15 protein-coding genes, 3 rRNA genes, 2 pseudogenes and 1 riboswitch are annotated in these 25056 nt (G+C 68.4%); of the genes and pseudogenes, 4 read left to right on the forward strand and 16 right to left on the reverse strand.

Annotated features, from left to right (window positions below; genetic code table 11):
- Position 1 precedes the first annotated feature (1 nt).
- Both ACQEVS_RS04315 and ACQEVS_RS04320 read right to left on the reverse strand, forming a co-directional pair.
- The gene (locus ACQEVS_RS04315) at positions 2–769 is read right to left on the reverse strand and encodes a CPBP family intramembrane glutamic endopeptidase (RefSeq protein WP_433027258.1); all 768 of its coding nucleotides are present in this window, start codon (positions 767–769) and stop codon (positions 2–4) included.
- A 407-nt stretch (positions 770–1176) separates the two neighbouring features.
- Entirely contained in the window at positions 1177–2673 is a 1497-nt protein-coding gene (locus tag ACQEVS_RS04320; RefSeq protein ID WP_433015438.1) for a glutamate--cysteine ligase, read from the reverse strand.
- Between the two features lie 479 nt (positions 2674–3152).
- Between ACQEVS_RS04320 and ACQEVS_RS04325 the strand changes: the two are divergent.
- Together ACQEVS_RS04325 and ACQEVS_RS04330 are read left to right on the forward strand one after the other, a co-directional pair.
- A pseudogene (locus ACQEVS_RS04325) lies at positions 3153–3736 on the forward strand (hypothetical protein).
- Between the two features lie 329 nt (positions 3737–4065).
- Positions 4066–4272 (forward strand): DUF5999 family protein, encoded by a 207-nt coding sequence (locus ACQEVS_RS04330; protein WP_433015441.1) that lies wholly within the window; start codon positions 4066–4068, stop codon positions 4270–4272.
- A gap of 115 nt (positions 4273–4387) precedes the next feature.
- Here ACQEVS_RS04330 and gcvP read toward each other — a convergent pair whose 3' ends face one another.
- Positions 4388–7273, reverse strand: a complete 2886-nt coding sequence (gene gcvP / locus ACQEVS_RS04335; protein WP_433015444.1) for an aminomethyl-transferring glycine dehydrogenase — start codon at positions 7271–7273, stop codon at positions 4388–4390.
- A 190-nt stretch (positions 7274–7463) separates the two neighbouring features.
- Positions 7464–7585: riboswitch (glycine riboswitch) on the reverse strand.
- Between the two features lie 191 nt (positions 7586–7776).
- On the opposite strand from gcvP, the gene ACQEVS_RS04340 reads away from it, so the two are divergent.
- Entirely contained in the window at positions 7777–8157 is a 381-nt protein-coding gene (locus tag ACQEVS_RS04340) for a PRC-barrel domain-containing protein (protein ID WP_433015447.1), read from the forward strand.
- Positions 8158–8311: 154 nt separating this feature from the next.
- Here ACQEVS_RS04340 and ACQEVS_RS04345 read toward each other — a convergent pair whose 3' ends face one another.
- The 13 genes and pseudogenes from ACQEVS_RS04345 to ACQEVS_RS04405 form a co-directional block, all read right to left on the reverse strand.
- Positions 8312–9724, reverse strand: coding sequence for a DNA polymerase IV (locus ACQEVS_RS04345; RefSeq protein WP_433015450.1), 1413 nt, complete (start codon positions 9722–9724; stop codon positions 8312–8314).
- Positions 9725–9870: 146 nt separating this feature from the next.
- Positions 9871–10355: pseudogene (locus ACQEVS_RS04350) on the reverse strand (MerR family transcriptional regulator).
- A gap of 450 nt (positions 10356–10805) precedes the next feature.
- The gene (locus ACQEVS_RS04355; protein WP_004947186.1) at positions 10806–11279 is read right to left on the reverse strand and encodes a bifunctional nuclease family protein; all 474 of its coding nucleotides are present in this window, start codon (positions 11277–11279) and stop codon (positions 10806–10808) included.
- A gap of 77 nt (positions 11280–11356) precedes the next feature.
- Positions 11357–12142: a transcriptional regulator FtsR gene (gene ftsR, locus ACQEVS_RS04360; RefSeq protein ID WP_433015454.1), complete on the reverse strand. Its 786-nt coding sequence runs from the start codon at positions 12140–12142 to the stop codon at positions 11357–11359.
- 58 nt (positions 12143–12200) lie between these two features.
- A complete protein-coding gene (locus ACQEVS_RS04365) occupies positions 12201–13025 on the reverse strand; it encodes an FHA domain-containing protein (RefSeq protein ID WP_433015457.1) in 825 nt (274 codons plus the stop codon).
- Between the two features lie 130 nt (positions 13026–13155).
- Positions 13156–14052 carry a DUF881 domain-containing protein gene (locus ACQEVS_RS04370; protein WP_433015460.1) on the reverse strand — a complete coding sequence of 299 codons (897 nt, stop codon included), beginning with the start codon at positions 14050–14052 and terminating at the stop codon, positions 13156–13158.
- Between the two features lie 5 nt (positions 14053–14057).
- Complete coding sequence (locus ACQEVS_RS04375) at positions 14058–14390, reverse strand: small basic family protein (protein ID WP_004947174.1); 333 nt, start codon at positions 14388–14390, stop codon at positions 14058–14060.
- Positions 14387–15304 carry a DUF881 domain-containing protein gene (locus tag ACQEVS_RS04380; protein ID WP_433015464.1) on the reverse strand — a complete coding sequence of 306 codons (918 nt, stop codon included), beginning with the start codon at positions 15302–15304 and terminating at the stop codon, positions 14387–14389. Before ACQEVS_RS04380 ends, ACQEVS_RS04375 begins: the two co-directional genes overlap by 4 nt.
- 112 nt (positions 15305–15416) lie before the next feature.
- On the reverse strand, positions 15417–17912 hold the full coding sequence (locus ACQEVS_RS04385) for a sugar phosphate nucleotidyltransferase (protein WP_433015467.1): 2496 nt from the start codon (positions 17910–17912) through the stop codon (positions 15417–15419).
- A 95-nt stretch (positions 17913–18007) separates the two neighbouring features.
- The gene (locus tag ACQEVS_RS04390; protein WP_433015471.1) at positions 18008–18616 is read right to left on the reverse strand and encodes a CDP-alcohol phosphatidyltransferase family protein; all 609 of its coding nucleotides are present in this window, start codon (positions 18614–18616) and stop codon (positions 18008–18010) included.
- A 196-nt stretch (positions 18617–18812) separates the two neighbouring features.
- Positions 18813–18929 (reverse strand): 5S ribosomal RNA (gene rrf / locus ACQEVS_RS04395).
- Positions 18930–19004: 75 nt separating this feature from the next.
- Positions 19005–22129: ribosomal RNA gene (locus ACQEVS_RS04400) — 23S ribosomal RNA — on the reverse strand.
- Positions 22130–22405: 276 nt separating this feature from the next.
- A 16S ribosomal RNA gene (locus tag ACQEVS_RS04405) occupies positions 22406–23931 on the reverse strand.
- Together the 16S, 23S and 5S rRNA genes form the textbook arrangement of a ribosomal RNA operon.
- A 596-nt stretch (positions 23932–24527) precedes the next feature.
- On the opposite strand from ACQEVS_RS04405, the gene ACQEVS_RS04410 reads away from it, so the two are divergent.
- On the forward strand, positions 24528–24977 hold the full coding sequence (locus tag ACQEVS_RS04410; RefSeq protein WP_433015474.1) for a PTS sugar transporter subunit IIA: 450 nt from the start codon (positions 24528–24530) through the stop codon (positions 24975–24977).
- Positions 24978–25056 lie beyond the last annotated feature (79 nt).

Below are 25056 nucleotides of genomic sequence, written 5' to 3' on the forward strand. Positions count from 1 at the left end.
CTCACGCCGTCGGCAGCCACCCCACCTTCCCCGCGAGCAGCGCGTATCCGGCGAACGCCACGATGTCGATCAGCGCGTGCGCCGCCACCAGCGGCCCCACCCGCCCCCAGCGCCGGTACAGGAGGACGAAGAGGACACCCATCGCCACGTTGCCGAAGAACCCGCCGACGCCCTGGTAGAGGTGGTACGAGCCGCGCAGCACCGCGCTCGCGGCCAGGGCCGCCGGCGGTCCCCAGCCCGTCTGCCCCAACCTCCGCAGCAGATAGCCGACGACCACGACCTCTTCCAGCACCGCGTTCTGCACGGCGGAGGCGATCAGCACCGGGAACTTCCACCACACGTCCGGCAGCGACTCCGGCACCACGGTCAGGTTGGACCCGGCGGCCCGTGCCCCCAGGTAGAGCAGCAGCCCGGTGCCGCCCACGACGGCGGCGACGGCCGTGCCGCGCGCCAGGTCGGAGCCGGGGCGGCGGCGGTCGAAGCCGATCGACCGCAGCCCGGCGCCCTCCCGCGACAGCAGATGGGCGACGAGGAGGACGGGCACCAGCGCGGTCGCGATGCCGAAGAGCTGCCAGGCCAGGTCCAGCCAGGGCCGGCCGGGCGCGTGGGAGGTGTTGAGCCGGGCCGCCTGGTCCTTGAGCCCGCCCGGCCGGGTGAGCGCGCCGATGAAGCTGATCAGCGCCGAGACCCCGCTGGCGCCCAGGGAGAGGGCCAGGACGAGGACGGTCTCGGTGCGCAGCGTCCGCCGCGACGGTACGGGGACGGGCACGGCGCCCGGTCCGGACGTCCCGGCCGGGACGTCCGGACGCTCGTCAGCGTCACGCAACCCCGCGTCACGGGCCTCCGCGTCACGGGCCTCCGCGTCACGGGCGTCGTCCCGTCGCGTCGCTCTGTTCACTCGTGGTCCACTCCTGCCTGCGCCCCTCGCCGTACCGCCCGCGCGGCGAAGCACACGGCCGGTACGGGGTGTCCTTACGCGGCGGTGACCGCCACCGCATCGTCCCAGCTTGCCCGATGCCCGCGGGCCCGGACCACAGAGGGACTCTTCGCGCGAGGCCGCGAGGCCGCGAGGCCGCGAGGCCGCGAGGCCGCGAGGCCGCGAGGCCGCGAGGCCGCGAGGCCGCGAGGCCGCGAGGCCGCGAGGCCGCGAGGCCGCGAAGTGGCGAAGCCACGAAGTCAGGCGATCCCTGCCGGCCAGGTATGCACCGGCTCCCCGGTCGCCATCAGCTCGCAGTAGCGCCGCGTGGTGGCGGCCAGCGCGGCGTGCCGGTCCAGGCCGCGGTCCCGTGCCGCGTGGTAGGTGGCGGCCTGCCAGGAGGCCCCGTTGGCGCGCCGCCGGCAGCGGCCCTCGATGACGCCGAGGTAGCGGTCGCGGTCGGCGGGTTCGACTCCCCAGGCGTCGAGGCCGGCGGCGGCGAGCGGCAGCAGTTCGTCGCGGACCAGCCGGACGGCGGGCACCTGGGCCACGCCTCCGTTGCGCCCCTTGGGCCAGCGCAGCACGGCGTCGATGCCGTGCCGGCAGGCGGCGTCGAAGTTGTCGGCCGCGGCGGCGAACGGCAGCCGCGTCCACACCGGGCGCGGCTCCTCCGCGAGGGCCCGGACGAGTCCGTAGTAGAACGCCGTGTTGGCCAGCACGTCGGTGACGGTCGGGCCGGCGGGCAGGACGCGGTTCTCCACCCGCAGGTGCGGGACGCCGTCGGCGATGCCGTAGACGGGCCGGTTCCAGCGGTAGACGGTGCCGTTGTGCAGGACGAGTTCGTCCAGTAGCGGCACCCCGCCCGCGTCCAGCACCCGCAGGGGGTCCTCGTCGCCGCTGATGGGGAGCAGCGGGGGGAAGAAGCGGAGGTTCTCCTCGAAGAGTTCGTACGCCGAGTCGATCCACCGCTCCCCGAACCAGGTGCGCGGCCGTACGCCCTGCGCCTGCAGTTCGGGCGGGCGGGTGTCGGTGGACTGGACGAACAGCGGCGGCCGGCTCTCGCGCCACAGCTCGCGGCCGAAGAGGAAAGGGGAGTTGGCACCCACCGCGATCTGTGCGGCGGCCACCGCCTGGGCCGCGTTCCAGACGGCGGCGAACCGGCCGGGGGTGACCTGGAGGTGCAGTTGCACCGAAGTGCAGGCGGCCTCCGGACAGATGGACCGCGCGGTGCAGGTCAGCCGTTCGACGCCGTCGATGTCGATGCGGACGTCCTCGCCGCGGGCCGCCATCACCTGCTCGTTGAGGAGCGCGTAACGGTCGGCGGCGGAGAAGTTGTCGGGGACCAGGTCGGACTGGCCGAGCGTCGGGAGAATGCCGATCATCACTATTCGGGAGCCCACTTCCCGGGCTTTCCGGTCGGCATAGGAGAGACCGGTGCGCAGCTCCTCGGCGAGTTGGTCGAGAACGCGTCCCGACAACCGGTGCGGAACAATGTTCACTTCCAGGTTGAATTGACCGAGTTCCGTCTGGAAATCGTGGCTCGCGATACGCTCCAGCACCTTGGCATTCATCATGCTCGGCATACCGTCGGGGCCCGCGAGATTCAACTCGATCTCCAGCCCCATAAGGTTCCGGGGCCGGTCGAAACGCTTCTCCTCCAGTAACCTCCCCAGCCCTTCCAGGCACTGCCGGAGCTTGTCCCGGTGCCGCTGCCGGTCGTCCAGCCCGAACTCCACGGCGGCGACCTTCTCACCCATGGACGCGTCCTCCTCCAGCGGTCGCCCTCGGCGCCGGCCCGTTCCCGTCACGGTCGATGATGCCCAGACGAGGCGATCGAAACGCCTCACCCCGTACCCGTATAACCGGTAGGCTGGCAACCAAGCGCACTCCGGCACATTCCGATGGCATGACGGCAGCTCATGGCATGTCGCATTGCGCTGGTGATAAACGCCGACGAGTTTCGGCCGACCGTTCCCGGGAAAGAAACCGAGGTCAGGTGTGCGCGACCGGGAACGAAAACACCGAAAACGCCCCCGCAGGCGGCCCTGATTTCCTCTTGCCGGAAATACCGGCGACAGCTAGCCGAAACATCCCGTGAACATGTGTCGTATAAACTCGGAGTGAGGCAGAGAGTAGGCGCCCCGGCAGTCGGTCCCGGCCCCCCTCTGACCCCGCACACCGACAGCGTCGTCACCTGCCAGCACCTGCGTGTCTCCGAAGTGAGAGGCGACCCATCATGCCGCTGCACATCCCCCTGCCCCCGCGCCTGCCCTCCGTAGCGTCCGCACCGCCCTCGGCTCCCCCACCGCGGTCCGGGAGACCCGCACCCCGTCCCTGAAGGCCGCCCAGGGAGCGCTCGCCTGCGAACTCCCGCTCCCCGTCCACGTCCTGGAGCAGCACCCCCCGGCCGGCGCCGCTCCCCGCACCCGGCTCACCGGCTGGCGCTTCCTGATCAAGGAGGACGAGCGCGCCATCGCCGCGGGCGAGGCCCGGCCGACCGCCGACGGCTGGACGTTCTCGCACTTCTTCGAGGGACCGTACGTCGTCTCCACCGAACTCGCCCTGCGGCAGGCCGAGTCGCTGTCGACGCCGTACCAGCCGCGACTGCTGACCGTGCCCGGCCTCTACATGCTCACCTTGTGGCTGCACGGCGACATCACGGCCGACGCCGAATCCGGCCTGCCCGCCCCCGGCGACCTGCTGGTGCCGCTCGCCCCCGCGCCGCCCGGCATCGCCGCCCACCGCCCGCACCGCTTCGCCGACCTGCTCCCGGTGCTCACCCTCCGGCTGACCACCGCACCGATGCTGAAGACCGCGTGACGCGTCCGACGGCGCCCCGCGACCACCCCGGTCGCGGGGCGCCGCGCCGTTTCCCGCCCCTCCCGGCCTTCCCGCCCCGATGTCACCCACACGGCTCAGCGCACGGAGGTCGACCCGAATCGACCGAAGGGGCAGACTTGTTGACAGCAACCGTCCGCATGGGTGACGCGTCTTCCTCCACAGCGGACCGCTGCAACGAAATCCCTGCGAAATCACGCCCGTAGGGCAACACTGGGACCGACAGACCACATCGTCACGGGGGCGGCATGACCACCGCATCGAGCCGCAGCACAGCGACAGCAGAGACATCCCAGCGAAAGAACCCTCCCATGTGTCAGCACCATCCCGCGTGCCCGTCAGCCGATTCCGCCGACCGGGAAGCCGCCCACCTCGTGGCGCACTTCCCCCAGCAGGGCTGGAGCCTGCTGTGCAACGGCGTCCTCTGCTTCGAGGACACCGGCGAACTGCTGCCGGACGGGCAGATCATCGCCCCGCACCGGCCGCTCGGCGTCGAGCATGTGGTGACGGCGGCCTGACCGTCAGCCGGCACCAAGCGCCACGCACGCACCACGCGCACCACGTACGACGCGACGAAAGGGCCGGCCCGGCGTTCCCGCCGGACCGGCCCTCCCCGTGTGACGGGCCTGCCGCCTAGCCCTCGTACTCGTCCAGCGGCGGGCAGGAGCAGACGAGGTTGCGGTCACCGAACGCACCGTCGACCCGGCGCACCGGCGGCCAGTACTTGTCGGCCGCGGAGACGCCGCCCGGGAAGACCGCCGTCTCCCGGTCGTACGGGTGCTCCCACGCGCCGGCGATCGACGCGGCGGTGTGCGGGGCGTTGCGCAGCGGGTTGTCGTCCTTGTCCCACTCGCCGGAGCCGACCTTCTCGATCTCCGCGCGGATCGCGATCATCGCCTCGCAGAAACGGTCGAGTTCGCCGAGGTCCTCGCTCTCGGTGGGCTCGATCATCAGCGTGCCGGCCACCGGGAACGACATCGTCGGGGCGTGGAAGCCGTAGTCGATCAGTCGCTTGGCCACGTCGTCGACGGTGACGCCGGTCGCCTTGGTGAGCGGCCGGAGGTCCACGATGCACTCGTGGGCGACGAGGCCGTTGGGACCGGTGTAGAGCACCGGGTAGTGCGGTTCCAGGCGCTTGGCGATGTAGTTGGCGCTCAGCACCGCCACCTGCGTCGCGGCCTTGAGTCCCTCGCCGCCCATCAGCCGGACGTACGCCCAGGAGATCGGCAGGATGCCGGCCGAGCCCCACGGCGCCGCCGAGATCGGGCCGACCCCGGTCTCCGGGCCCGCAGCGGGCTGGAGCGGGTGGTTGGGCAGGTACGGCGCGAGGTGGGCGCGGACGCCGACGGGACCGACGCCCGGACCGCCGCCACCGTGCGGGATGCAGAAGGTCTTGTGCAGGTTCAGGTGCGAGACGTCGCCCCCGAACTCGCCCGGCTTCGCCACGCCCACCAGGGCGTTGAGGTTGGCGCCGTCCACGTACACCTGGCCGCCGGCCTCGTGGACGAGGGCGCAGATCTCGCTGATGTGCTCCTCGAACACCCCGTGCGTGGACGGGTAGGTGACCATGAGGACGGCCAGCTCGTCGCGGTGCTTCTCGATCTTGGCGCGCAGGTCGTCGGCGTCGACCTCGCCGTCCTCGCCCGTCTTCACCACGACGACGCGCATGCCGGCCATCACGGCGCTGGCCGCGTTGGTGCCGTGCGCGGAGGACGGGATGAGGCACACGGTCCGCTGCTCGTCGCCGTTGGCGCGGTGGAAGGCGCGGACGGCCAGCAGGCCGGCCAGCTCGCCCTGCGACCCGGCGTTGGGCTGGAGCGAGACCTTGTCGTAGCCGGTGACCTCGGCCAGCCGCTCCTCCAGCTCACGGATGAGCGTGAGGTAGCCCTCCGCCTGCTCCGCCGGGGCGAACGGGTGCAGCGCCCCGAACTCCGGCCAGGTGACCGGCTCCATCTCGGTCGTCGCGTTGAGCTTCATGGTGCACGAACCCAGCGGGATCATGCCCCGGTCCAGCGCGTAGTCCCGGTCGGCGAGGCGGCGCAGGTAGCGCAGCATCGCGGTCTCGGAGCGGTGCTGGTGGAAGACCGGGTGGGTGAGGAAGTCGGAGCGGCGCAGCAGCCCCTCGGGGAGCGCGTCGGCGGTACCGGCGTCCAGCGCCTCGACGTCGGCGTCCACCCCGAACGCGGCCCAGACGGCGGCCAGGTGCTCACGGGTGGTGGTCTCGTCGCAGGCGATGCCGACGGTGTCGGCGTCCGTCCGGCGCAGGTTGACGCCCCGCTCCAAGGCGGCGGCGACGATCTCGTCCGCCCGGCCCGGCACCCGCGCGGTGACGGTGTCGAAGTACGCGCCGTGCACGACCTCGACGCCGCCGGCCCGCAGCCCCTCGGCGAGCAGCGTGGCGTACCGGTGGACGCGGCGGGCGATGCCCGTCAGCCCGTCGGGCCCGTGGTAGACGGCGTACATCCCGGCCATGACGGCCAGCAGGACCTGCGCGGTGCAGATGTTGCTGGTGGCCTTCTCGCGGCGGATGTGCTGCTCGCGGGTCTGGAGGGCCAGGCGGTACGCCTTGTCGCCGTCCGCGTCGACGGAGACACCGACGAGGCGGCCCGGCAGGCTGCGCGCGTACTGCTCACGGACGGCCATGTAGCCGGCGTGCGGCCCGCCGAAGCCCATCGGCACACCGAACCGCTGGCTGGTACCGACGGCGATGTCGGCGCCCAGCTCGCCGGGCGGCGTGAGCAGCGTCAGCGCCAGCAGGTCGGCGGCGACGGTGACGATCGCACCCAGCTCGTGCGCCCGCTCGATGACCGGCCGCGGGTCGCGGACGGCACCGGAGGCACCCGGGTACTGGAGCAGCACACCGAAGACGCCGCGCTCGGCGATCTCGTCCGGGATGCCGGCCGAGAGATCGGCGACGACGACCTCGACACCGGTCGGCTCGGCACGCGTCTCGATGACGGCCACGGTCTGCGGCAGCGCGTCGGCGTCGACGAGGAACACCCCGTCCTTCACCTTGCCCACGCGCCGCGCGAGCGCCATCGCCTCGGCGGCTGCGGTGCCCTCGTCGAGCAGGGACGCGCCGGAGGTGGGCAGCCCGGTGAGATCGGCGACGACGGTCTGGAAGTTCAGCAGGGCCTCCAGCCGGCCCTGGGAGATCTCCGGCTGGTACGGGGTGTACGCCGTGTACCAGGCGGGGTTCTCCATGACGTTGCGGAGGATCACCGGCGGGGTGAACGTGCCGTGGTAGCCGAGCCCGATCATGGGCACGAGCACCTGGTTGCGGTCCGCGAGACCGCGCAGTTCGGCGATCACCTCGGCCTCGCCGCGGGGCGCGGGCAGCCGGAGCGCCTCGGCGCTCTTGATCACGTCCGGCACGGCGGCGGCGGTGAGTTCGTCCAGCGAGCCGAAGCCGACATGGGCGAGCATCTTCGCCTGAGCCTCGCTGTCGGGGCCTATGTGGCGGCCGGCGAAGGGAGTGCCGCGCTCCAGGTCGGAGAGGGCGATGCGGTGGGCGGTCATCTGCGGGGGCCTCCTGGTCATTGCGACCTGCGAGGGGTACCACGGCGCGGGTACCCGGACGGCCTCCCCCTCTGTCATCTCGACCTGAGAGCTTCACCGGGCCCTTGTGACGCGACCCGGCTTTCACCGTCGGTGAGGAGGGGCTCGGCGTGGTGCCCGGTCCGGTGCCCGCCCTGCTTTCCAGAGTGACCTCGTCCGCGCGGTACGTGTGCCTGAGAGATTCCGGGGAGGATTTGCTCCTTCGGCGCCCCCGTCGAATCCGTCGGGGCCAATGCCCGTCCGGCTTCTGGGGGACTCTCCCGCGCGGGGTCCACAGCCAATCGCCAGCCTACCAGCGGCAATGCCGACGGCGGATCTCTCCGAGCGGTGCTTTTCCGCACGCTCCCCCATTACTCCTGATTGGCGGCTTATCTCGCCACCCGAGGGTTTCCCGAGCTTTGGGGAGGGTCTTCCGGGGAAATTAGGGGACAGAGAGGGGACGGAAGTGACTCCCGGGAGGACAGATGCAGTCGGATATCGATCCTCGGACCCTGATCGGCCGCAAAGCGTACGACCGCGACGGCGCGAAGATCGGCACCGTGGACGAGGTCTACCTCGACGACGCCACCGGCGAACCCGAGTGGGCGGCCGTACGCACCGGCCTGTTCGGCCGCGACGCGTTCGTCCCCCTGGAACCGAGCGAGGTCGTCGACGAGTCCCTGCGCATCCCCTACGACCGAACCCTCATCAGAACGGCCCCCGACCTGGGCGTGGGCCGCCATCTCTCCCCCGAACAGGAACTCCGTCTCTACCACCACTACCGCATGCCCTTGCCGGGCCCGGAAACGCCCGCGGCCGGGACAGGCGGGTGGGAGCGGGACGACGACGAGCCGGGCGGGCACTGACCGAAGTGCCCCGCGGCCTCCGGGTCGGGCGGGCCGCCACGGCCCGTCCGGCCCGAGGACGCGCACCGCAGGCGCGTTGGGGGGCGGGGGCCCGCCCCCCGCAAGAAACGGTGAAAGGGAGGGACCGGGGCGCTCCAAGCGCGGCAGCGCGCCCTCACCGCCCCGACGCGGCGGCCACGCCACCGGCCGGCGCCCCCTCCCCCACCGCCGGCCGTATCAGCGGCACCGGCTCCGCCGGCTCCAGATCAGGGTCGTCGACGGTGAACGTCCGCACCCGCCCCGGAGCCACCGACCAGGGCTCCTCGAACCGCACGGTGACCCGCCCGAGTCCGCTCCCCTGCACCCATCCCCGGCCGAGCTCCCGATGCACCACGTCCAGCCCTGGCAGCCACCGCCGGGCCGGCGACGCGTCGTCGTCAGCCCGCGCCTCGGGCGCCCCCTCGGCATCCGGGAGTCCTCCATCACCCGCAGCCGCCTCCGCGGCCAACGCCTGCGCCTGCGCCTGCGCGAACAAATCCTCCTGCGTGTAATCCGCGAGCCCGCTCACCCCCACCCCCAACAGCCGCACCCCCGCCGTAGTGTCAACCCCCTCCAGCAACCGGGCAGCCGCCTCCCGAACCACGGCCGGGTCGTCCGTGGGCCCCCGGAGCGTCTCGGAGCGTGTCAGCGTCGAGAAGTCGTAGCGCCGCACCTTGATGACGACCGTCCGCCCCGACCGCCCGGCCGCACGCAGCCGCCGGACGCAGCGGTCGGCGAGACGCGCGAGCTCCAGCTGCACACGCGTCCGGTCGGTCAGGTCCTCGGCGAAGGTGTCCTCCACGGAGACGGACTTCGCGTCCCGCTCGGCCACGACGGGCCGGTCGTCACGGCCCGTCGCCAGGGCGTACAGCCCGGCCCCGTGCGCCTTGCCCAGCAGCCGCACCAGTTCCGCCTCCCCCGCCTCGGCCGTCTCGGCCACCGTGTGGATGCCCGCGCGCCGCAGCGTCTCCGCGGTGGCGGGCCCGACGCCCGGGATCGTCCGCACCGACATCGGCCCCAGCAGCTCCAACTCCGTGCCCGGCTCGATGACGACCAGCCCGTCCGGCTTCGCCTGCTCAGAAGCGATCTTGGCCAGCATCTTGGACCCGGCGAGGCCCACCGACCCGCTGACCCCCGTCGCCGCCAGGATGTCCCTGCGCAGCCGCTCCCCCACCGCCCGTACGGCGGCCGAGTCCGGCTCTACGCCACCCGCCTCCAGGTCGACGAACGCCTCGTCGAGGCTCAACGGCTCCACCAACGGCGACAGCTCTCCCAGCAGCCCCATGACCACGCCGCTCACCTGCTGGTACAGGCTGAAGCGCGGGGTCAGATAGGCCGCGTTGGGACACAGCCGGCGGGCCTGGGCCGTCGCCATGGCGGAGTGCACGCCGAAGACCCGCGCCTCGTACGACGCGGTGGCCACCACGCCGCGCGGGCCGATGCCGCCCACGACGACCGGCTTTCCGCGCAGGCTGGGCTTGGCCGCCTGCTCCACCGAGGCGTAGAAGGCGTCCATGTCGAGATGCAGGATCGTCGGTGAACCTCTCACACCACGAATGGTCCCGCATACCACTGACAATCGCGCTGACGTGCGACGACGAGCCCGACCGCGCCGCGTCACACCCATGCCCGGCCATACGGAAGCGGGCCCGGGGAACAACCCCGGGCCCGCTTCCGTACGTCCGAAGACCGCCCTCAGCCGGCCCGGTTGCGCCGCCGCGCCAGCTCGTCCGCCGGATTGTGGCCGATCAGCGTCTCGCCGGTGTCCACCCGCTCGCCGTGCAACTGCGCGAGCGCGCTCTCGACGTCCCGCCAGACCACCCCGACGGCGATCCCGAAGACGCCCTGGCCCCCTGGAGGAGCCCCACGACCTCATCGGGGGACGCGCACTCGTAGACCGTCGCGCCGTCGCTCATCAGCGTCATCTGCGCCAGATCGGCCATGCCGCGGGAGCGCAGGTGCTGCACGGCGGTGCGGATGTTCTGCAGGGAGACGCCGGTGTCCAGCAACCGCTTGACGATCTTGAGGACCACCACGTCCCGGAAGCTGTACAGCCGCTGGCTGCCGGACCCGTACGCGGGCCGGACGCTCGGCTCCACGAGCCCCGTGCGCGCCCAGTAGTCGAGCTGCCGGTAGGTGATGCCGGCCGCCGCGCAGGCGGTGGGCCCGCGGTAGCCGATGGTCTCCGTGCCGGCCGCCGCGCCGCCCCCGGCGTCCGCGTCCCTGGGGCCGCCGGCCCGGGGCCCGCGCTGAGCGGTGACCGCCGCCGCCGGAACGGGGGTGCCGCCCACGCTCCCCACGCCGCTCAGACCGTGGGCGGGCGTACCGCCCGTACCGTTCAGGCTGTGCGGGAGGGTCACCGGTTCGACCGATCCCCCGTGCAGCGGATACGGACTGCCGACCGCTGTACCGTCGCCCGTGCTTCTCACGCCGACCTCCGTCCTTGACCTGCCTTCTCGACGGTAGGCAGTCGCTCGGGGTGCGTCAACGATCGCCACACTCGGCACGCCGAGTGATAATCACCCTGAGAGTGGTTTTACGTGTCCCCGCGGGGGAAAGGCTACTCGAATACCCTGCCGTGGCCCCGGGCACGCCCTGTGCGGGCCTGCCGCGGGGGACCGCCGGCCGCCTCACTGGCTGTTGGTACCGAAGTCCTCGGGCGAGATCTGGTCGAGGAACTCGCGGAACTTCTCCACCTCGTCCTCCTGCTCGTCCGGGATGGCGATCCCCGCGTCGTCCAGCACCCCGTCGCTGCCGTAGATCGGCGTTCCGGTGCGCAGGGCCAGCGCTATGGCGTCGGACGGCCTGGCGCTGACCTCGACTCCGCTGGCGAACACCAGCTCCGCGTAGAAGACGCCTTCGCGTAGGTCCGTGATGCGGACCTCCGCGAGCTGCTGCCCCACCGCCTCCAGCACGTCCTTGAAAAGGTCGTGGGTCAGCGGTCGGGCCGGAGCCATCCCCTGCTGGGCGAAGGCGATCGCCGTCGCCTCCCCCGGTCCGATCCAGATGGGGAGGTAGCGGTCGCCTCCCACTTCGCGCAGGAGCACGATCGGTTGGTTGGAGGGCATTTCCACCCGGACACCCACGACATCGAGCTCGTTCACACAGCAACCCTAGGACGTGCTCGGCCGGTTTGGGTAGTCGGGGCCCGCCTCGGTCACTGTCCGCACCGCCGAAACGGTCACCGTCCGCGCGGCTGGAGGGCGGAGCGGACCAGCGCCGCGTGCAACCGGACGGACAGTCCGGCGAGCTCCCGGGCGGTGGCCTCGGCATGGGCCCTGGTCTGCGGGTTGCGGTGCCTGCGCAGGGGTGCGACCACCTGTTCGACCAGACCCGCCTCGCGGTCCGCCGCGGCCTTCACGGCCCGCAGGTGCCGCGGTTCCAGCCCGAATCGTCCCAGGTCGGCGACGAGGCGGGCGACGGCCACGGAATCGGCCCCGAATCCGCCGTCCGGGTGGGGGACGACCAGCCCGTACGACTCCCACTCCACGAGCTCGCCCTCGGTCACCCCGGTGAGCTCCAGCAGCTCGGCGCGGCCGATCCGGCCGCCGGGCCCGGCGGGAACGGGCTCGGGGCCGGCCTCCGCCGGATCCTCGGGCCCTTCGTCCGGCGGCTCCCCGAGGTCGAGGCCGTCCCGGGGCTGCCCGGGGGCGGGCAGCGGGACGCGCTCGCCGCGGGCCAGCGCGTCCAGGTGCTCGCGGATGACCTTCAGCGGCAGGTAGTGGTCGCGCTGCATCCGCAGCACCTGGGCGAGCCGCTCCACGTCCGCCGTACTGAACTTGCGGTATCCGGACGGCGTGCGCTGCGGCTCGACCAGGCCCTCCGCCTCCAGGAAACGGATCTTGGAGATGGTGACCTCGGGGAACTCCTCGCGCAGCAGGTTGAGCACCGTTCCGATGCTCACCAGCCGGCCTTCCGCACCGGCGGTGCCGGAGGAACCGGCACCGACCGACGGTGTCTGAAGCATGGCCCTTCCCTTGCTGTCCTCCCGGGCGGCTGTCCCCCCGGACGCGGTCCGGGAGGGGTCAGATGCCCCGCTGGCTGCCGAAGAAGACCAGACGGTACTTGCCGATCTGCACCTCGTCGCCGTTCGACAGCACCACCGAGTCGATCTGCTCCCGGTTCACGTACGTGCCGTTGAGGCTGCCGACGTCCGTGACGCTGAAGCCGCCGTCCTGGCCCCGCCGGAACTCCACGTGCCGGCGCGAGACCGTGACGTCGTCGAGGAAGATGTCGCTCTGCGGGTGGCGGCCCGCCGTGGTCACCTCGCCGTCCAGCAGGAAGCGGCTGCCCGAGTTCGGACCGCGCCGGACGACCAGCAGCGCCGAGCCCAGCGGCAGCGCCTCCACGGCGGCCTGGGCCTCCGGGGAGAGCGACGGGATGGGCGTCTGCCCGGTGGTCTCGGAGTCGTACGCCTCCAGACCGGAGATGGAGATCGTGGACGTGGTCTCCGAGGCGCGCTCGGCGACGGCACCCGGCCGCAGCGGCGCACCGCAGTTGGAGCAGAACCGGCTGTTCTCGCCGTTCCGATGACCACACCTCGTACAGACCGGCAACGCAGCCCCTTCCCCCGCACCCGACATCGGCGTACCGAGACCTATGCGCGCGGTCGCCGTGGGATCGCCTGGAGGAACTCCCTGGCCCCCGTGGGCATCCCCCTGGTCGCGGAAGAGGGGGCGCCCCTCCTGGCCCCGCTCATCGCCTTCCACCGGCCCCTGGGCCCGGTGGCGCGCGGAACCGCCGCCGCTCTGGCGGGAGCTCTTGCCGAACAACTTCGCAAACAACTTCACGGGCGATTCCCCTTGACCGAAACAGACCCGCCCGTGGGGCAGGACAAAACCTCGCTGCACACACCGTCCGACCTGGACATCCTTACAACGTCCAAGGCCGATGGACAGTTTCCATCACGCACCCCCGTCTTGGTGCGCCGACCCCCCGCAACTTCCCGCCCTCCCCGCAGGACCCCTGCGTTCGCCTGCCTCACCGCGATGACGACCGAGCGTAGTCAGGCCGCTTCGCCGGACGCAAGGCGTCGACAACGATCTTCTCAGACCGGGAGATGTCGACCCCGGCCTGCTCCTTCTGCAGAGTCTGCACCACACCACCGGGGATGTTGAGAGCGGGCTTCAGATCGTCGGGCTTGCCGATGACCTTGAACTTGTAAGGCTGCGACACCTTCTTGCCGTCGATCTCCACCTTCCCCGCGGTACCGGAGAAATATGTGTCGGCGGCCACCCGGACATCGTTGAGCTGGATCGCCTCGGCGCCGGCCGCCCGCAGCTCCTGGACGGCGTCCAGCAGCATGTCGGGCTCCACCGCCCCCTTGCCGTCGCTCACCGTGAGGACGATGCCGGGCCCCTGGGCGGCGACCGTGCCCGCCAGGATGCCGAGCTGCTGTTCCTTCTGCGCCGTCTGCTTACGGGCCTCGGCAGCCTGGTTCGAGCTGCTCTCCAGCTCCGAACGCTGGCCCTCCAGCTTCCGCTTCTCGTCCTCCAGCCGCTTGGTGCGGTTGTCGAGTTCGTCCAGGATCCGCACCAGGTCCTCCTGGCGCGCACCCCGCAGCACGCTGCTCTCGCTGTTCGAGCGCACCTGGATCGCCAGACCCAGGCCCAGCACGCACAGCAGCAGGGCGACGGTCAGCTGGGCCCGGGTGAACCGGGGCGGCCAGAGGCCCTTCACCAGCCGTTGACGCCCCGTCAGGGGCGGTTCGGCGGACGGCTCCGGCGCGGCGGCCGCAGGCACCCCGCCGGCATCCTCCGCACCTTCCGGTTCCCCGGCCGGCCCCGCCCCGGGACCACCCGGCGCGGACGGCTTCCGATCCTGCTCTCCCCGGCCGGGCCGCTCCGCCGGCCGCCCGGGCGTGTCGTCGTCGCTCATCGGCCTCACGCCCGGAACACGTGCCGCCGGATGGCGGCGGCGTTGGAGAAGATGCGGATGCCCAGGACGACCACCACACCGGTGGACAGCTGCGCCCCGACGCCCAGTTTGTCGCCCAGGAAGACGATGAGGGCCGCGACGACCACGTTCGACAGGAACGACACGACGAAGACCTTGTCGTCGAAGATGCCGTCCAGCATCGCCCGGAGCCCGCCGAACACCGCGTCCAGGGCCGCGACGACGGCGATGGGGAGGTAGGGCTCGACCGCCGTCGGCACCACGGGGCGGACGACCAGTCCGACCACGACTCCCACGATGAGGCCCAATACGGCGATCACGATGTGCCCTTCCCTGTGTCGGCGGCGCGGCCGGCCGCGCCGCCCCCCTGCGGCCGTGCGGTTCGTACGGTCAGACTCGGCGCGGGCGACAGCCGGATGTCGTCCTCGACGGAGATGTTGGCCCTGACCCCGTAGTTCTGCTGGAGGACGTGGAGGTACTGGCCGTCGACGCTGTCCTGGAACGAGGTGCTCATCCGCCGGCCGTCGCCGATCGCCAGCACCGTGTACGGCGGCGCCAGCGGCTTGTTGTCCACCAGTATGGCGTCCCCGGCCGCCCTGATCGCCGACAACGAGGTCAGGCGCTGGTCATTGATCGCGACGGCCTCGGCACCGGCCTGCCAGAGGCCGTTGACGACCCGTTGCATATCGCGGTCGCGCACCCGGCCGGTGTCGGAGAAGCCGCTGCTCTCCCGGGGGCCGCCGCCCCCGCTCTTCGCCTGCTTGGCGTCGTCGACGACCACCTTGACCCCGGGGCCGTGCACCGGCGTGGCCCCGGCGAGCAGCGACACCAACTCGGCCTTGTCGCCGCCGTGTTCCTCCAGGGCCTCGCGCTGCCGGTCCCCGACGCTCTCCCGCAGTCCGTTGACGTTCTTCTGCAGCGCGTCGGCCGCCGCCGTCTCCTTCTCGATGCGGCCGATGAGCTGCTCGCGCTCCTTGGCCAGCGTCGGCGCCGATATGCGCGCCTGCGCGGCACCGAGCGTCACCACCACGGCGGCCAGCAGCAGCGCCGCGGCCAGCCCCAGCTTCGCCCGGAGCTTGCCCGGCAGCCCCTGGCCGCCCTCGGCCCGCCGGGCCGCCGCCTCCGCGTAGCCGTCGTCCAGGCTGTGGTCCATCACATTGGTCAGCAGCGACATGGAGGCGTCGGGGCGCGGAGGCGGTGCGGGGGTCCTCCGAACGGGGGGCTGCTGCGACATGCCGCACATCGTCGCACGTCGGGGGCGTCGTCTCCCAATGGCCCCACCGGCGTGCCGGAACGGGAACGGGAGACACCCCGCGAAGGGTGCCTCCCGTGACCGCTCGGGTCCGTCAGCGGCCCGCGCCGTCCACCACCGCGGACCACTCGTCCAGCAGTGCCTGGGCGGACGCGTCGTCAGGCCCCTCGGCCCACAGGTGCGTCACGGCCTCGGCCGGGTCGGGCAGCACCATCACCCACCGCCCGTCGGCCTCGACGACCCGGACGCCGTCGGTCGTGTCGACCGCGCGGTCCCCGGCCGCCTCGACCACCTGACGCATCACCAGACCCTTGACCGCCCACGGCGTGGCCACATCGCGCCGCAGGACGTGTGCCCGGGGGATGCGTGCGTCGATCTGGCTGAGCGTGAGCTGCGTCCGGGCCACCAGGCCGACCAGCCGCACGAACGCGGCCGTGCCGTCGAACACGCTGCTGGACTCGGGCACGATGAAGCCGCCGCGCCCGTCGCCGCCGAAGATGGTCGAGTCCGCCCGCCCGACCCGGGTCAGGTCGTCCGGCGAGGTCGTCGTCCACTCCACCTGCGTACCGTGGTAGGCGGCCACCTGCTCGGCGATCCGGGTCGTGGTGACCGGCAGCGCCACCCGGCCGGACCGCCGCTCGGCGGCGACCAGGTCGAGCATGACCAGCAGCGCGCGGTCGTCCTCGACGATCCGCCCCCGCTCGTCCACCAGCGAGATCCGCTCGCCGACGGGGTCGAACCGCACGCCGAACGCGGCCCGCGCGGAGGCGACGATCTCCCCGAGCCGGACCAGGCCGGACCGCCGGGCGTCGGCGGTCTCGGTGGGCCGCGCCTCGTCCAGCCCGGAGTTGATGGTCAGCGCCTCCACCCCGAGCCGGCCGAGGAGGCTGGGGAGGACCAGGCCGGCGCTGCCGTTGGACGCGTCCACGACGACCTTCAGCCCCGCCTCGGCGACGCCCGTGGTGTCGACGGACCGCAGCAGCGAGCCCGTGTACGAGTCGTAGACGCTCGACGGGAAGGACAGGTCGCCGATCTCGCCGGGGAACGCGCGCCGGTACTCCTGGCGGGCGAAGACCCGGTCCAGCTTCCGCTGCCCCGCCTGCGACAGGTCGGCGCCGCGCTCGTCGAAGAACATGATGTCGACGGAGTCCGGCACCCCCGGCGTGGTCCGGATCATGATGCCGCCGGCGCTGCCCCGCGCGGTCTGCTGCCGGGCCACGGGCAGCGGGACGTTCTCCAGGTCCCGCACCTCGATGGCGCTGGCCTGGAGGGCCGAGATGACGGCCCGTTTGAGGGCGCGGGCGCCTCGGGAGTGGTCACGGGCCGTGGTGACCGTGGCGCCCTTCTTGAGTGTCGTGGCGTACGCGCCGGCCAGCCGGACCGCCAGCTCAGGGGTGATCTCGACGTTGAGGATGCCGGACACCCCGCGCGCGCCGAACAGGTGCGCCTGTCCCCGGGACTCCCAGATGACCGAGGTGTTGACGAACGCGCCCGCCTCGATCGTCTTGAAGGGGTAGACGCGGACGTTCCCCTGGATGATCGATTCCTCGCCGACGAGGCATTCGTCGCCGATGACGGCGCCGTCCTCGATCCGGGAGGCGCGCATGATGTCGGTGTTCTTGCCGACGACGCAGCCGCGCAGGTTGCTCTGCTGGCCGATGTAGACGTTGTCGTGGACGACGGCCTTGTGCAGGAACGCGCCGCTCTTGACGACGACGTTGGAGCCGACGACGGTGTGCTCGCGGATCTCGGCGCCGGCCTCGACCTTGGCGTAGTCGCCGATGTAGAGGGGGCCGCGGAGTTCGGCGTCGGGGTGGACCTCGGCGCCCTCGGCGACCCAGACGCCGGGCGAGATCTCGAAGCCGTCTATGTCGACGTCCACCTTGCGCTCGAGGACGTCGGCCTGGGCCTTGACGTAGCTCTCGTGGGTGCCGACGTCCTCCCAGTAGCCCTCGGCGACGTAGCCGTAGATGGGCTTGCCTTCCTTCATCAGCTGGGGGAACACGTCACCCGACCAGTCGACGGGGACGTCGGGCGCCACGTAGTCGAAGACCTCGGGCTCCATGACGTAGATGCCCGTGTTCACGGTGTCGGAGAAGACCTGGCCCCAGGTCGGCTTCTCCAGGAAGCGCTCGACCTTTCCGGCGTCGTCCACGATGGTGATGCCGAATTCGAGCGGGTTGGGCACCCGGGTGAGGCAGACGGTGACGAGAGCGCCCTTTTCCTTGTGGAACCGGATCAGATCCGTCAGGTCGAAATCGGTGAGGGCGTCGCCCGAGATGACGAGGAAGGTGTCGTCCTTGAGGGCCTCTTCCGCATTCTTGACGCTGCCCGCCGTGCCGAGTGGCTTTTCCTCGTTGGCGTAGGTGAGCTCCATGCCGAGCTCCTCGCCGTCACCGAAGTAGTTCTTCACCAGTGAGGCGAGGAACTGGACGGTGACCACCGTCTCCGTGAGCCCGTGCCGCTTCAGGAGCCGGAGTACGTGCTCCATGATCGGGCGGTTGGCCACCGGCAGAAGCGGCTTGGGCATGCTTGAGGTCATGGGGCGAAGACGAGTGCCTTCGCCACCGGCCATCACGACGGCCTTCATGTCGGAAGCGTCCTCCTTGAGAGATGACGGACACCGACCAATTCCCCTCGATCGCCTCCGTTGTACGTACGCGTGAACGTACGGCTACGACGGGATCAGTCGGCTGTGGTATCCGCCTTGACCAGTCGGCGGACTTGAACCACATAGAGGATTCCTGCCCACCAATAGAGGGTTGTACCCCATCCGGCGAACGCCCATCCGAAAATAGTGGCGGGCAGCTGGATCCAACTGTGATTGTCACTGAGAAGCAGCAGCGGGAACGCGTACATCAAGTTGAAGGTCGCGGCCTTGCCCAGGAAGTTCACCTGGGGCGGCGGGTATCCGTGCCGTCGCAGGATCCCCACCATGACCAACAGCATCGCCTCGCGGGCCAGGAGGGCCGCGGTGAGCCAGAGCGGAAGGATCTCCCGCCAGGTCAGTCCGACCAGGGTGGAGAGGATGTACAGCCGGTCGGCGGCGGGGTCGAGCAGCCGGCCGAGGCTGCTGATCTGGTTCCAGCGCCGTGCGAGTTTCCCGTCGAGGTAGTCGCTGACGCCGCTCAGCGCCAGCACCAGCAGCGCCCATCCGTCGCACTTCGGCCCGTCGAAGACGGGCTGGAGGATCAGCCACAGGAAGAGGGGGACGCCGACGAGGCGTGCCATGCTGAGGATGTTGGGGATGGTGAGGACGCGGTCGGTCTGTACGCGCGTCTCCTGGACCTCCACCCGGGGGCCTCCTGTGGGACGGTTCCTGTTGTTTTCTTCTTGACCTTACCGGTAGCCGGTGAGCTCACCGGTAACCGGGGGCCGGGGGCCAGGGCCGGGGCCGCCGATATCGGCGCGAGCGTGATACGGCAGCCGTAAACGCAAGTAAGCCCTGGCAGGGAGCGATGCTCCCCACCAGGGCTTGCTTGTAATTCAAGTTCGGCGGCGTCCTACTCTCCCACACGGTCCCCCATGCAGTACCATCGGCGCTGAAAGGCTTAGCTTCCGGGTTCGGAATGTAACCGGGCGTTTCCCTAACGCTATGACCACCGAAACACTATGAAACAATCAACAACCGGCACTTTGGTTGTTCGTGGTTTCAGAACCAACACAGTGGACGCGAGCAACTGAGGACAAGCCCTCGGCCTATTAGTACCAGTCAGCTCCAACCGTTACCGGTCTTCCACACCTGGCCTATCAACCCAGTCGTCTACTGGGAGCCTTACCCCATCAAGTGGGTGGGAGTCCTCATCTCGAAGCAGGCTTCCCGCTTAGATGCTTTCAGCGGTTATCCCTCCCGAACGTAGCCAACCAGCCATGCCCTTGGCAGAACAACTGGCACACCAGAGGTTCGTCCGTCCCGGTCCTCTCGTACTAGGGACAGCCCTTCTCAAGACTCCTACGCGCACAGCGGATAGGGACCGAACTGTCTCACGACGTTCTAAACCCAGCTCGCGTACCGCTTTAATGGGCGAACAGCCCAACCCTTGGGACCGACTCCAGCCCCAGGATGCGACGAGCCGACATCGAGGTGCCAAACCATCCCGTCGATATGGACTCTTGGGGAAGATCAGCCTGTTATCCCCGGGGTACCTTTTATCCGTTGAGCGACGGCGCTTCCACAAGCCACCGCCGGATCACTAGTCCCGACTTTCGTCCCTGCTCGACCCGTCGGTCTCACAGTCAAGCTCCCTTGTGCACTTACACTCAACACCTGATTGCCAACCAGGCTGAGGGAACCTTTGGGCGCCTCCGTTACCCTTTAGGAGGCAACCGCCCCAGTTAAACTACCCACCAGACACTGTCCCTGATCCGGATCACGGACCCAGGTTAGACATCCAGCACGACCAGAGTGGTATTTCAACGACGACTCCACACACACTGGCGTGCATGCTTCACAGTCTCCCACCTATCCTACACAAGCCGAACCGAACACCAATATCAAGCTATAGTAAAGGTCCCGGGGTCTTTCCGTCCTGCTGCGCGAAACGAGCATCTTTACTCGTAGTGCAATTTCACCGGGCCTATGGTTGAGACAGTCGAGAAGTCGTTACGCCATTCGTGCAGGTCGGAACTTACCCGACAAGGAATTTCGCTACCTTAGGATGGTTATAGTTACCACCGCCGTTTACTGGCGCTTAAGTTCTCAGCTTCGCCCCACCGAAATGGAGCTAACCGGTCCCCTTAACGTTCCAGCACCGGGCAGGCGTCAGTCCGTATACATCGCCTTACGGCTTCGCACGGACCTGTGTTTTTAGTAAACAGTCGCTTCTCGCTGGTCTCTGCGGCCACACCCAGCTCAAGGAGTAAATCCCATCACCGGACATGGCCCCCCTTCTCCCGAAGTTACGGGGGCATTTTGCCGAGTTCCTTAACCATAGTTCACCCGAACGCCTCGGTATTCTCTACCTGACCACCTGAGTCGGTTTAGGGTACGGGCCGCCATGAAACTCGCTAGAGGCTTTTCTCGACAGCATAGGATCATCCACTTCACCACAATCGGCTCGGCATCAGGTCTCAGCCTTAACGTGTGACGGATTTGCCTACCACACGGCCTACACCCTTACCCCGGGACAACCACCGCCCGGGCTGGACTACCTTCCTGCGTCACCCCATCGCTTACCTACTACAAGTCTGGGTCGTCGGCTCCACCACTTTCCATCACCCGAAGGATCCGGAACGGCTTCACGGACTTAGCATCGCCTGATTCGATATTGGGCGTTTCAAAGCGGGTACCGGAATATCAACCGGTTGTCCATCGACTACGCCTGTCGGCCTCGCCTTAGGTCCCGACTTACCCTGGGCAGATCAGCTTGACCCAGGAACCCTTAGTCAATCGGCGCACACGTTTCCCACGTGTGTATCGCTACTCATGCCTGCATTCTCACTCGTGAACCGTCCACAACTCGCTTCCGCGGCTGCTTCACCCGGCACACGACGCTCCCCTACCCATCACAGTCCCCGTTGGGGGCATGTACTGCAATGACACGACTTCGGCGGTACGCTTGAGCCCCGCTACATTGTCGGCGCGGAATCACTTGACCAGTGAGCTATTACGCACTCTTTCAAGGGTGGCTGCTTCTAAGCCAACCTCCTGGTTGTCTCTGCGACTCCACATCCTTTCCCACTTAGCGTACGCTTAGGGGCCTTAGTCGATGCTCTGGGCTGTTTCCCTCTCGACCATGGAGCTTATCCCCCACAGTCTCACTGCCGCGCTCTCACTTACCGGCATTCGGAGTTTGGCTAAGGTCAGTAACCCGGTAGGGCCCATCGCCTATCCAGTGCTCTACCTCCGGCAAGAAACACACGACGCTGCACCTAAATGCATTTCGGGGAGAACCAGCTATCACGGAGTTTGATTGGCCTTTCACCCCTAACCACAGGTCATCCCCCAGGTTTTCAACCCTGGTGGGTTCGGTCCTCCACGAAGTCTTACCTCCGCTTCAACCTGCCCATGGCTAGATCACTCCGCTTCGGGTCTTGGGCGCGCTACTCTGGTCGCCCTATTCGGACTCGCTTTCGCTACGGCTTCCCCACACGGGTTAACCTCGCAACACACCGCAAACTCGCAGGCTCATTCTTCAAAAGGCACGCAGTCACGACACAAGAAGCAAGCTCCTTGTGCGACGCTCCCACGGCTTGTAGGCACACGGTTTCAGGTACTATTTCACTCCGCTCCCGCGGTACTTTTCACCATTCCCTCACGGTACTATCCGCTATCGGTCACCAGGGAATATTTAGGCTTAGCGGGTGGTCCCGCCAGATTCACACGGGATTTCTCGGGCCCCGTGCTACTTGGGTGTCTCTCAAACGAGCCGCAATGATTTCAGCTACGGGGGTCTTACCCTCTACGCCGGACCTTTCGCATGTCCTTCGCCTATCACTACGGTTTCTGACTCGTCTCACAGCCGGCAGACTATGAAAGAGAGATCCCACAACCCCGCCTGCGCAACCCCTGCCGGGTATCACACACAAACGGTTTGGCCTCATCCGGTTTCGCTCGCCACTACTCCCGGAATCACGGTTGTTTTCTCTTCCTGCGGGTACTGAGATGTTTCACTTCCCCGCGTTCCCTCCACACTGCCTATGTGTTCAGCAGCGGGTGACAGCCCATGACGACTGCCGGGTTTCCCCATTCGGACACCCCCGGATCACAGCTCGGTTGACAGCTCCCCGGGGCCTATCGCGGCCTCCCACGTCCTTCATCGGTTCCTGGTGCCAAGGCATCCACCGTGCGCCCTTAAAAACTTGGCCACAGATGCTCGCGTCCACTGTGCAGTTCTCAAACAACGACCAGCCACCCACCACCCCGACACACAAAGCATCGAGTTCACTGGGGCCGGACCGAAGATACAGACCATAGTCCGTACCCTCAGACACCCAACAGCGTGCCCGACCCGACCAGCTCGATTTCACGTTCCACGCCGAAGCAGTACTAGTGACCTCTCACCGATCGTGCCGAATAGTCAACGTTCCACCCATGAGCAACCGTACGAGTCATTCGCTCGTAGTCGGCTATGTGCTCCTTAGAAAGGAGGTGATCCAGCCGCACCTTCCGGTACGGCTACCTTGTTACGACTTCGTCCCAATCGCCAGTCCCACCTTCGACGGCTCCCTCCACAAGGGTTGGGCCACCGGCTTCGGGTGTTACCGACTTTCGTGACGTGACGGGCGGTGTGTACAAGGCCCGGGAACGTATTCACCGCAGCAATGCTGATCTGCGATTACTAGCAACTCCAACTTCATGGGGTCGAGTTGCAGACCCCAATCCGAACTGAGACCGGCTTTTTGAGATTCGCTCCACCTCACGGTATCGCAGCTCATTGTACCGGCCATTGTAGCACGTGTGCAGCCCAAGACATAAGGGGCATGATGACTTGACGTCGTCCCCACCTTCCTCCGAGTTGACCCCGGCAGTCTCCTGTGAGTCCCCATCACCCCGAAAGGCATGCTGGCAACACAGAACAAGGGTTGCGCTCGTTGCGGGACTTAACCCAACATCTCACGACACGAGCTGACGACAGCCATGCACCACCTGTACACCGACCACAAGGGGGGCACTATCTCTAGCGCTTTCCGGTGTATGTCAAGCCTTGGTAAGGTTCTTCGCGTTGCGTCGAATTAAGCCACATGCTCCGCTGCTTGTGCGGGCCCCCGTCAATTCCTTTGAGTTTTAGCCTTGCGGCCGTACTCCCCAGGCGGGGAACTTAATGCGTTAGCTGCGGCACGGACGACGTGGAATGTCGCCCACACCTAGTTCCCAACGTTTACGGCGTGGACTACCAGGGTATCTAATCCTGTTCGCTCCCCACGCTTTCGCTCCTCAGCGTCAGTATCGGCCCAGAGATCCGCCTTCGCCACCGGTGTTCCTCCTGATATCTGCGCATTTCACCGCTACACCAGGAATTCCGATCTCCCCTACCGAACTCTAGCCTGCCCGTATCGAATGCAGACCCGGGGTTAAGCCCCGGGCTTTCACATCCGACGCGACAAGCCGCCTACGAGCTCTTTACGCCCAATAATTCCGGACAACGCTTGCGCCCTACGTATTACCGCGGCTGCTGGCACGTAGTTAGCCGGCGCTTCTTCTGCAGGTACCGTCACTTTCGCTTCTTCCCTGCTGAAAGAGGTTTACAACCCGAAGGCCGTCATCCCTCACGCGGCGTCGCTGCATCAGGCTTTCGCCCATTGTGCAATATTCCCCACTGCTGCCTCCCGTAGGAGTCTGGGCCGTGTCTCAGTCCCAGTGTGGCCGGTCGCCCTCTCAGGCCGGCTACCCGTCGTCGCCTTGGTAGGCCATCACCCCACCAACAAGCTGATAGGCCGCGGGCTCATCCTGCACCGCCGGAGCTTTCCACCACCGAGCATGCGCTCAGTAGTCGTATCCGGTATTAGACCCCGTTTCCAGGGCTTGTCCCAGAGTGCAGGGCAGATTGCCCACGTGTTACTCACCCGTTCGCCACTAATCCCCTCCCGAAGGAGGTTCATCGTTCGACTTGCATGTGTTAAGCACGCCGCCAGCGTTCGTCCTGAGCCAGGATCAAACTCTCCGTGAATGTTTACCCGTAATCGGGTGCACACACACGAGAGCGGAACGTCCGGGCGGAATAGGCCCGGTCGTTCACAGCGTCCTCGCTGTGTTTTTCAAAGGAACCTCATCCAGGACCACAAGGATCCGTGGACGGGGTTGTTTTGTAGTCTGGCGTTGACTTTTGGCACGCTGTTGAGTTCTCAAGGAACGGACGCTTCCTTTGTACTCACCCGAGAGACTCTCTCAGGCTTTCCTCCGGGCGCTTCCCTTCGGTGTTCCACCACTCTATCAGGCGTTTTCCGTCTCTCTCGCCACCCGCCTTTCCGTATGCACTGACGCACACGGGCAGACAAAAGCGGTCCCGAGAAAGGATCACATCTGAATGGAGTGCCGCCCTCGTTACCGTGCTCGTCGGCTTTCGCCGCGGGCTCCGGTCGTGGGCAGGGATCCGACAGTACAGGCCCCCGGGCGACGGAGGCAAATCGGTTACGGAGCGCACTGGCCGGACGGGGGCGCGCTCGTGCGGAACCGTCAGTTCCTATGACTTAGGCTCTGATCAGTGCACCGTCCCGGACAGGTAGTGACGGTGCGTGATGAATCTCCACCCCTGGGAGGCTTCCCATGACCACCGTGTCGTCCCCGATCGCCGGACGCGCCATCGGACTCGCGGCAGTGCCCGACCCGGTCTTCTCCGGCGCGATGGTGGGACCCGGTACCGCCGTCGATCCCGTGCGTGAGCCCTCCGAGGCCGTCGCCCCCGTCGACGGTGTCGTCGTCTCGCTCCACCCCCACGCGTTCGTCGTCGTCGACTCCGAGGGGCACGGCATCCTGACGCACCTCGGCATCGACACCGTCCAGCTCAACGGCGAGGGCTTCGAGCTGCTCGTCAACAAGGGTGACACCGTCCAGCGCGGCCAGGCCGTCATCCGCTGGAACCCGGCCGCCGTCGAGGCCGCGGGCAAGTCCCCGATCTCTCCGGTGATCGCGCTGGAGGCCACCGCCGACGTGCTCGCCGACGTGCGCGAGGACGGCGACGTCAAGGCCGGCGACCAGCTGTTCGCCTGGCACTGACAGACCGCGGCAAGGCCGCCGGGACACCGGCGGAAACGGTTCAGCTGAACGCGACAGGAACGCGTTCCCCACCGGCCGA

The organism is Streptomyces sp. CA-181903, from assembly GCF_050937075.1.
Classification (GTDB): Bacteria; Actinomycetota; Actinomycetes; order Streptomycetales; family Streptomycetaceae; genus Streptomyces.

Coding starts and splice junctions, on each gene's coding strand:
- ACQEVS_RS04380 (WP_433015464.1), bottom strand. CDS start 15,304: ATGTCGCAGCAGCCCCCCGTTCGGAGGACCCCCGCACCGCCTCCGCGC.
- ACQEVS_RS04410 (WP_433015474.1), top strand. CDS start 24,528: ATGACCACCGTGTCGTCCCCGATCGCCGGACGCGCCATCGGACTCGCG.
- ACQEVS_RS04370 (WP_433015460.1), bottom strand. CDS start 14,052: ATGAGCGACGACGACACGCCCGGGCGGCCGGCGGAGCGGCCCGGCCGG.
- ACQEVS_RS04385 (WP_433015467.1), bottom strand. CDS start 17,912: ATGAAGGCCGTCGTGATGGCCGGTGGCGAAGGCACTCGTCTTCGCCCC.
- ACQEVS_RS04340 (WP_433015447.1), top strand. CDS start 7,777: ATGCAGTCGGATATCGATCCTCGGACCCTGATCGGCCGCAAAGCGTAC.
- ACQEVS_RS04330 (WP_433015441.1), top strand. CDS start 4,066: ATGTGTCAGCACCATCCCGCGTGCCCGTCAGCCGATTCCGCCGACCGG.
- gcvP (WP_433015444.1), bottom strand. CDS start 7,273: ATGACCGCCCACCGCATCGCCCTCTCCGACCTGGAGCGCGGCACTCCC.
- ACQEVS_RS04320 (WP_433015438.1), bottom strand. CDS start 2,673: ATGGGTGAGAAGGTCGCCGCCGTGGAGTTCGGGCTGGACGACCGGCAG.
- ftsR (WP_433015454.1), bottom strand. CDS start 12,142: ATGCTTCAGACACCGTCGGTCGGTGCCGGTTCCTCCGGCACCGCCGGT.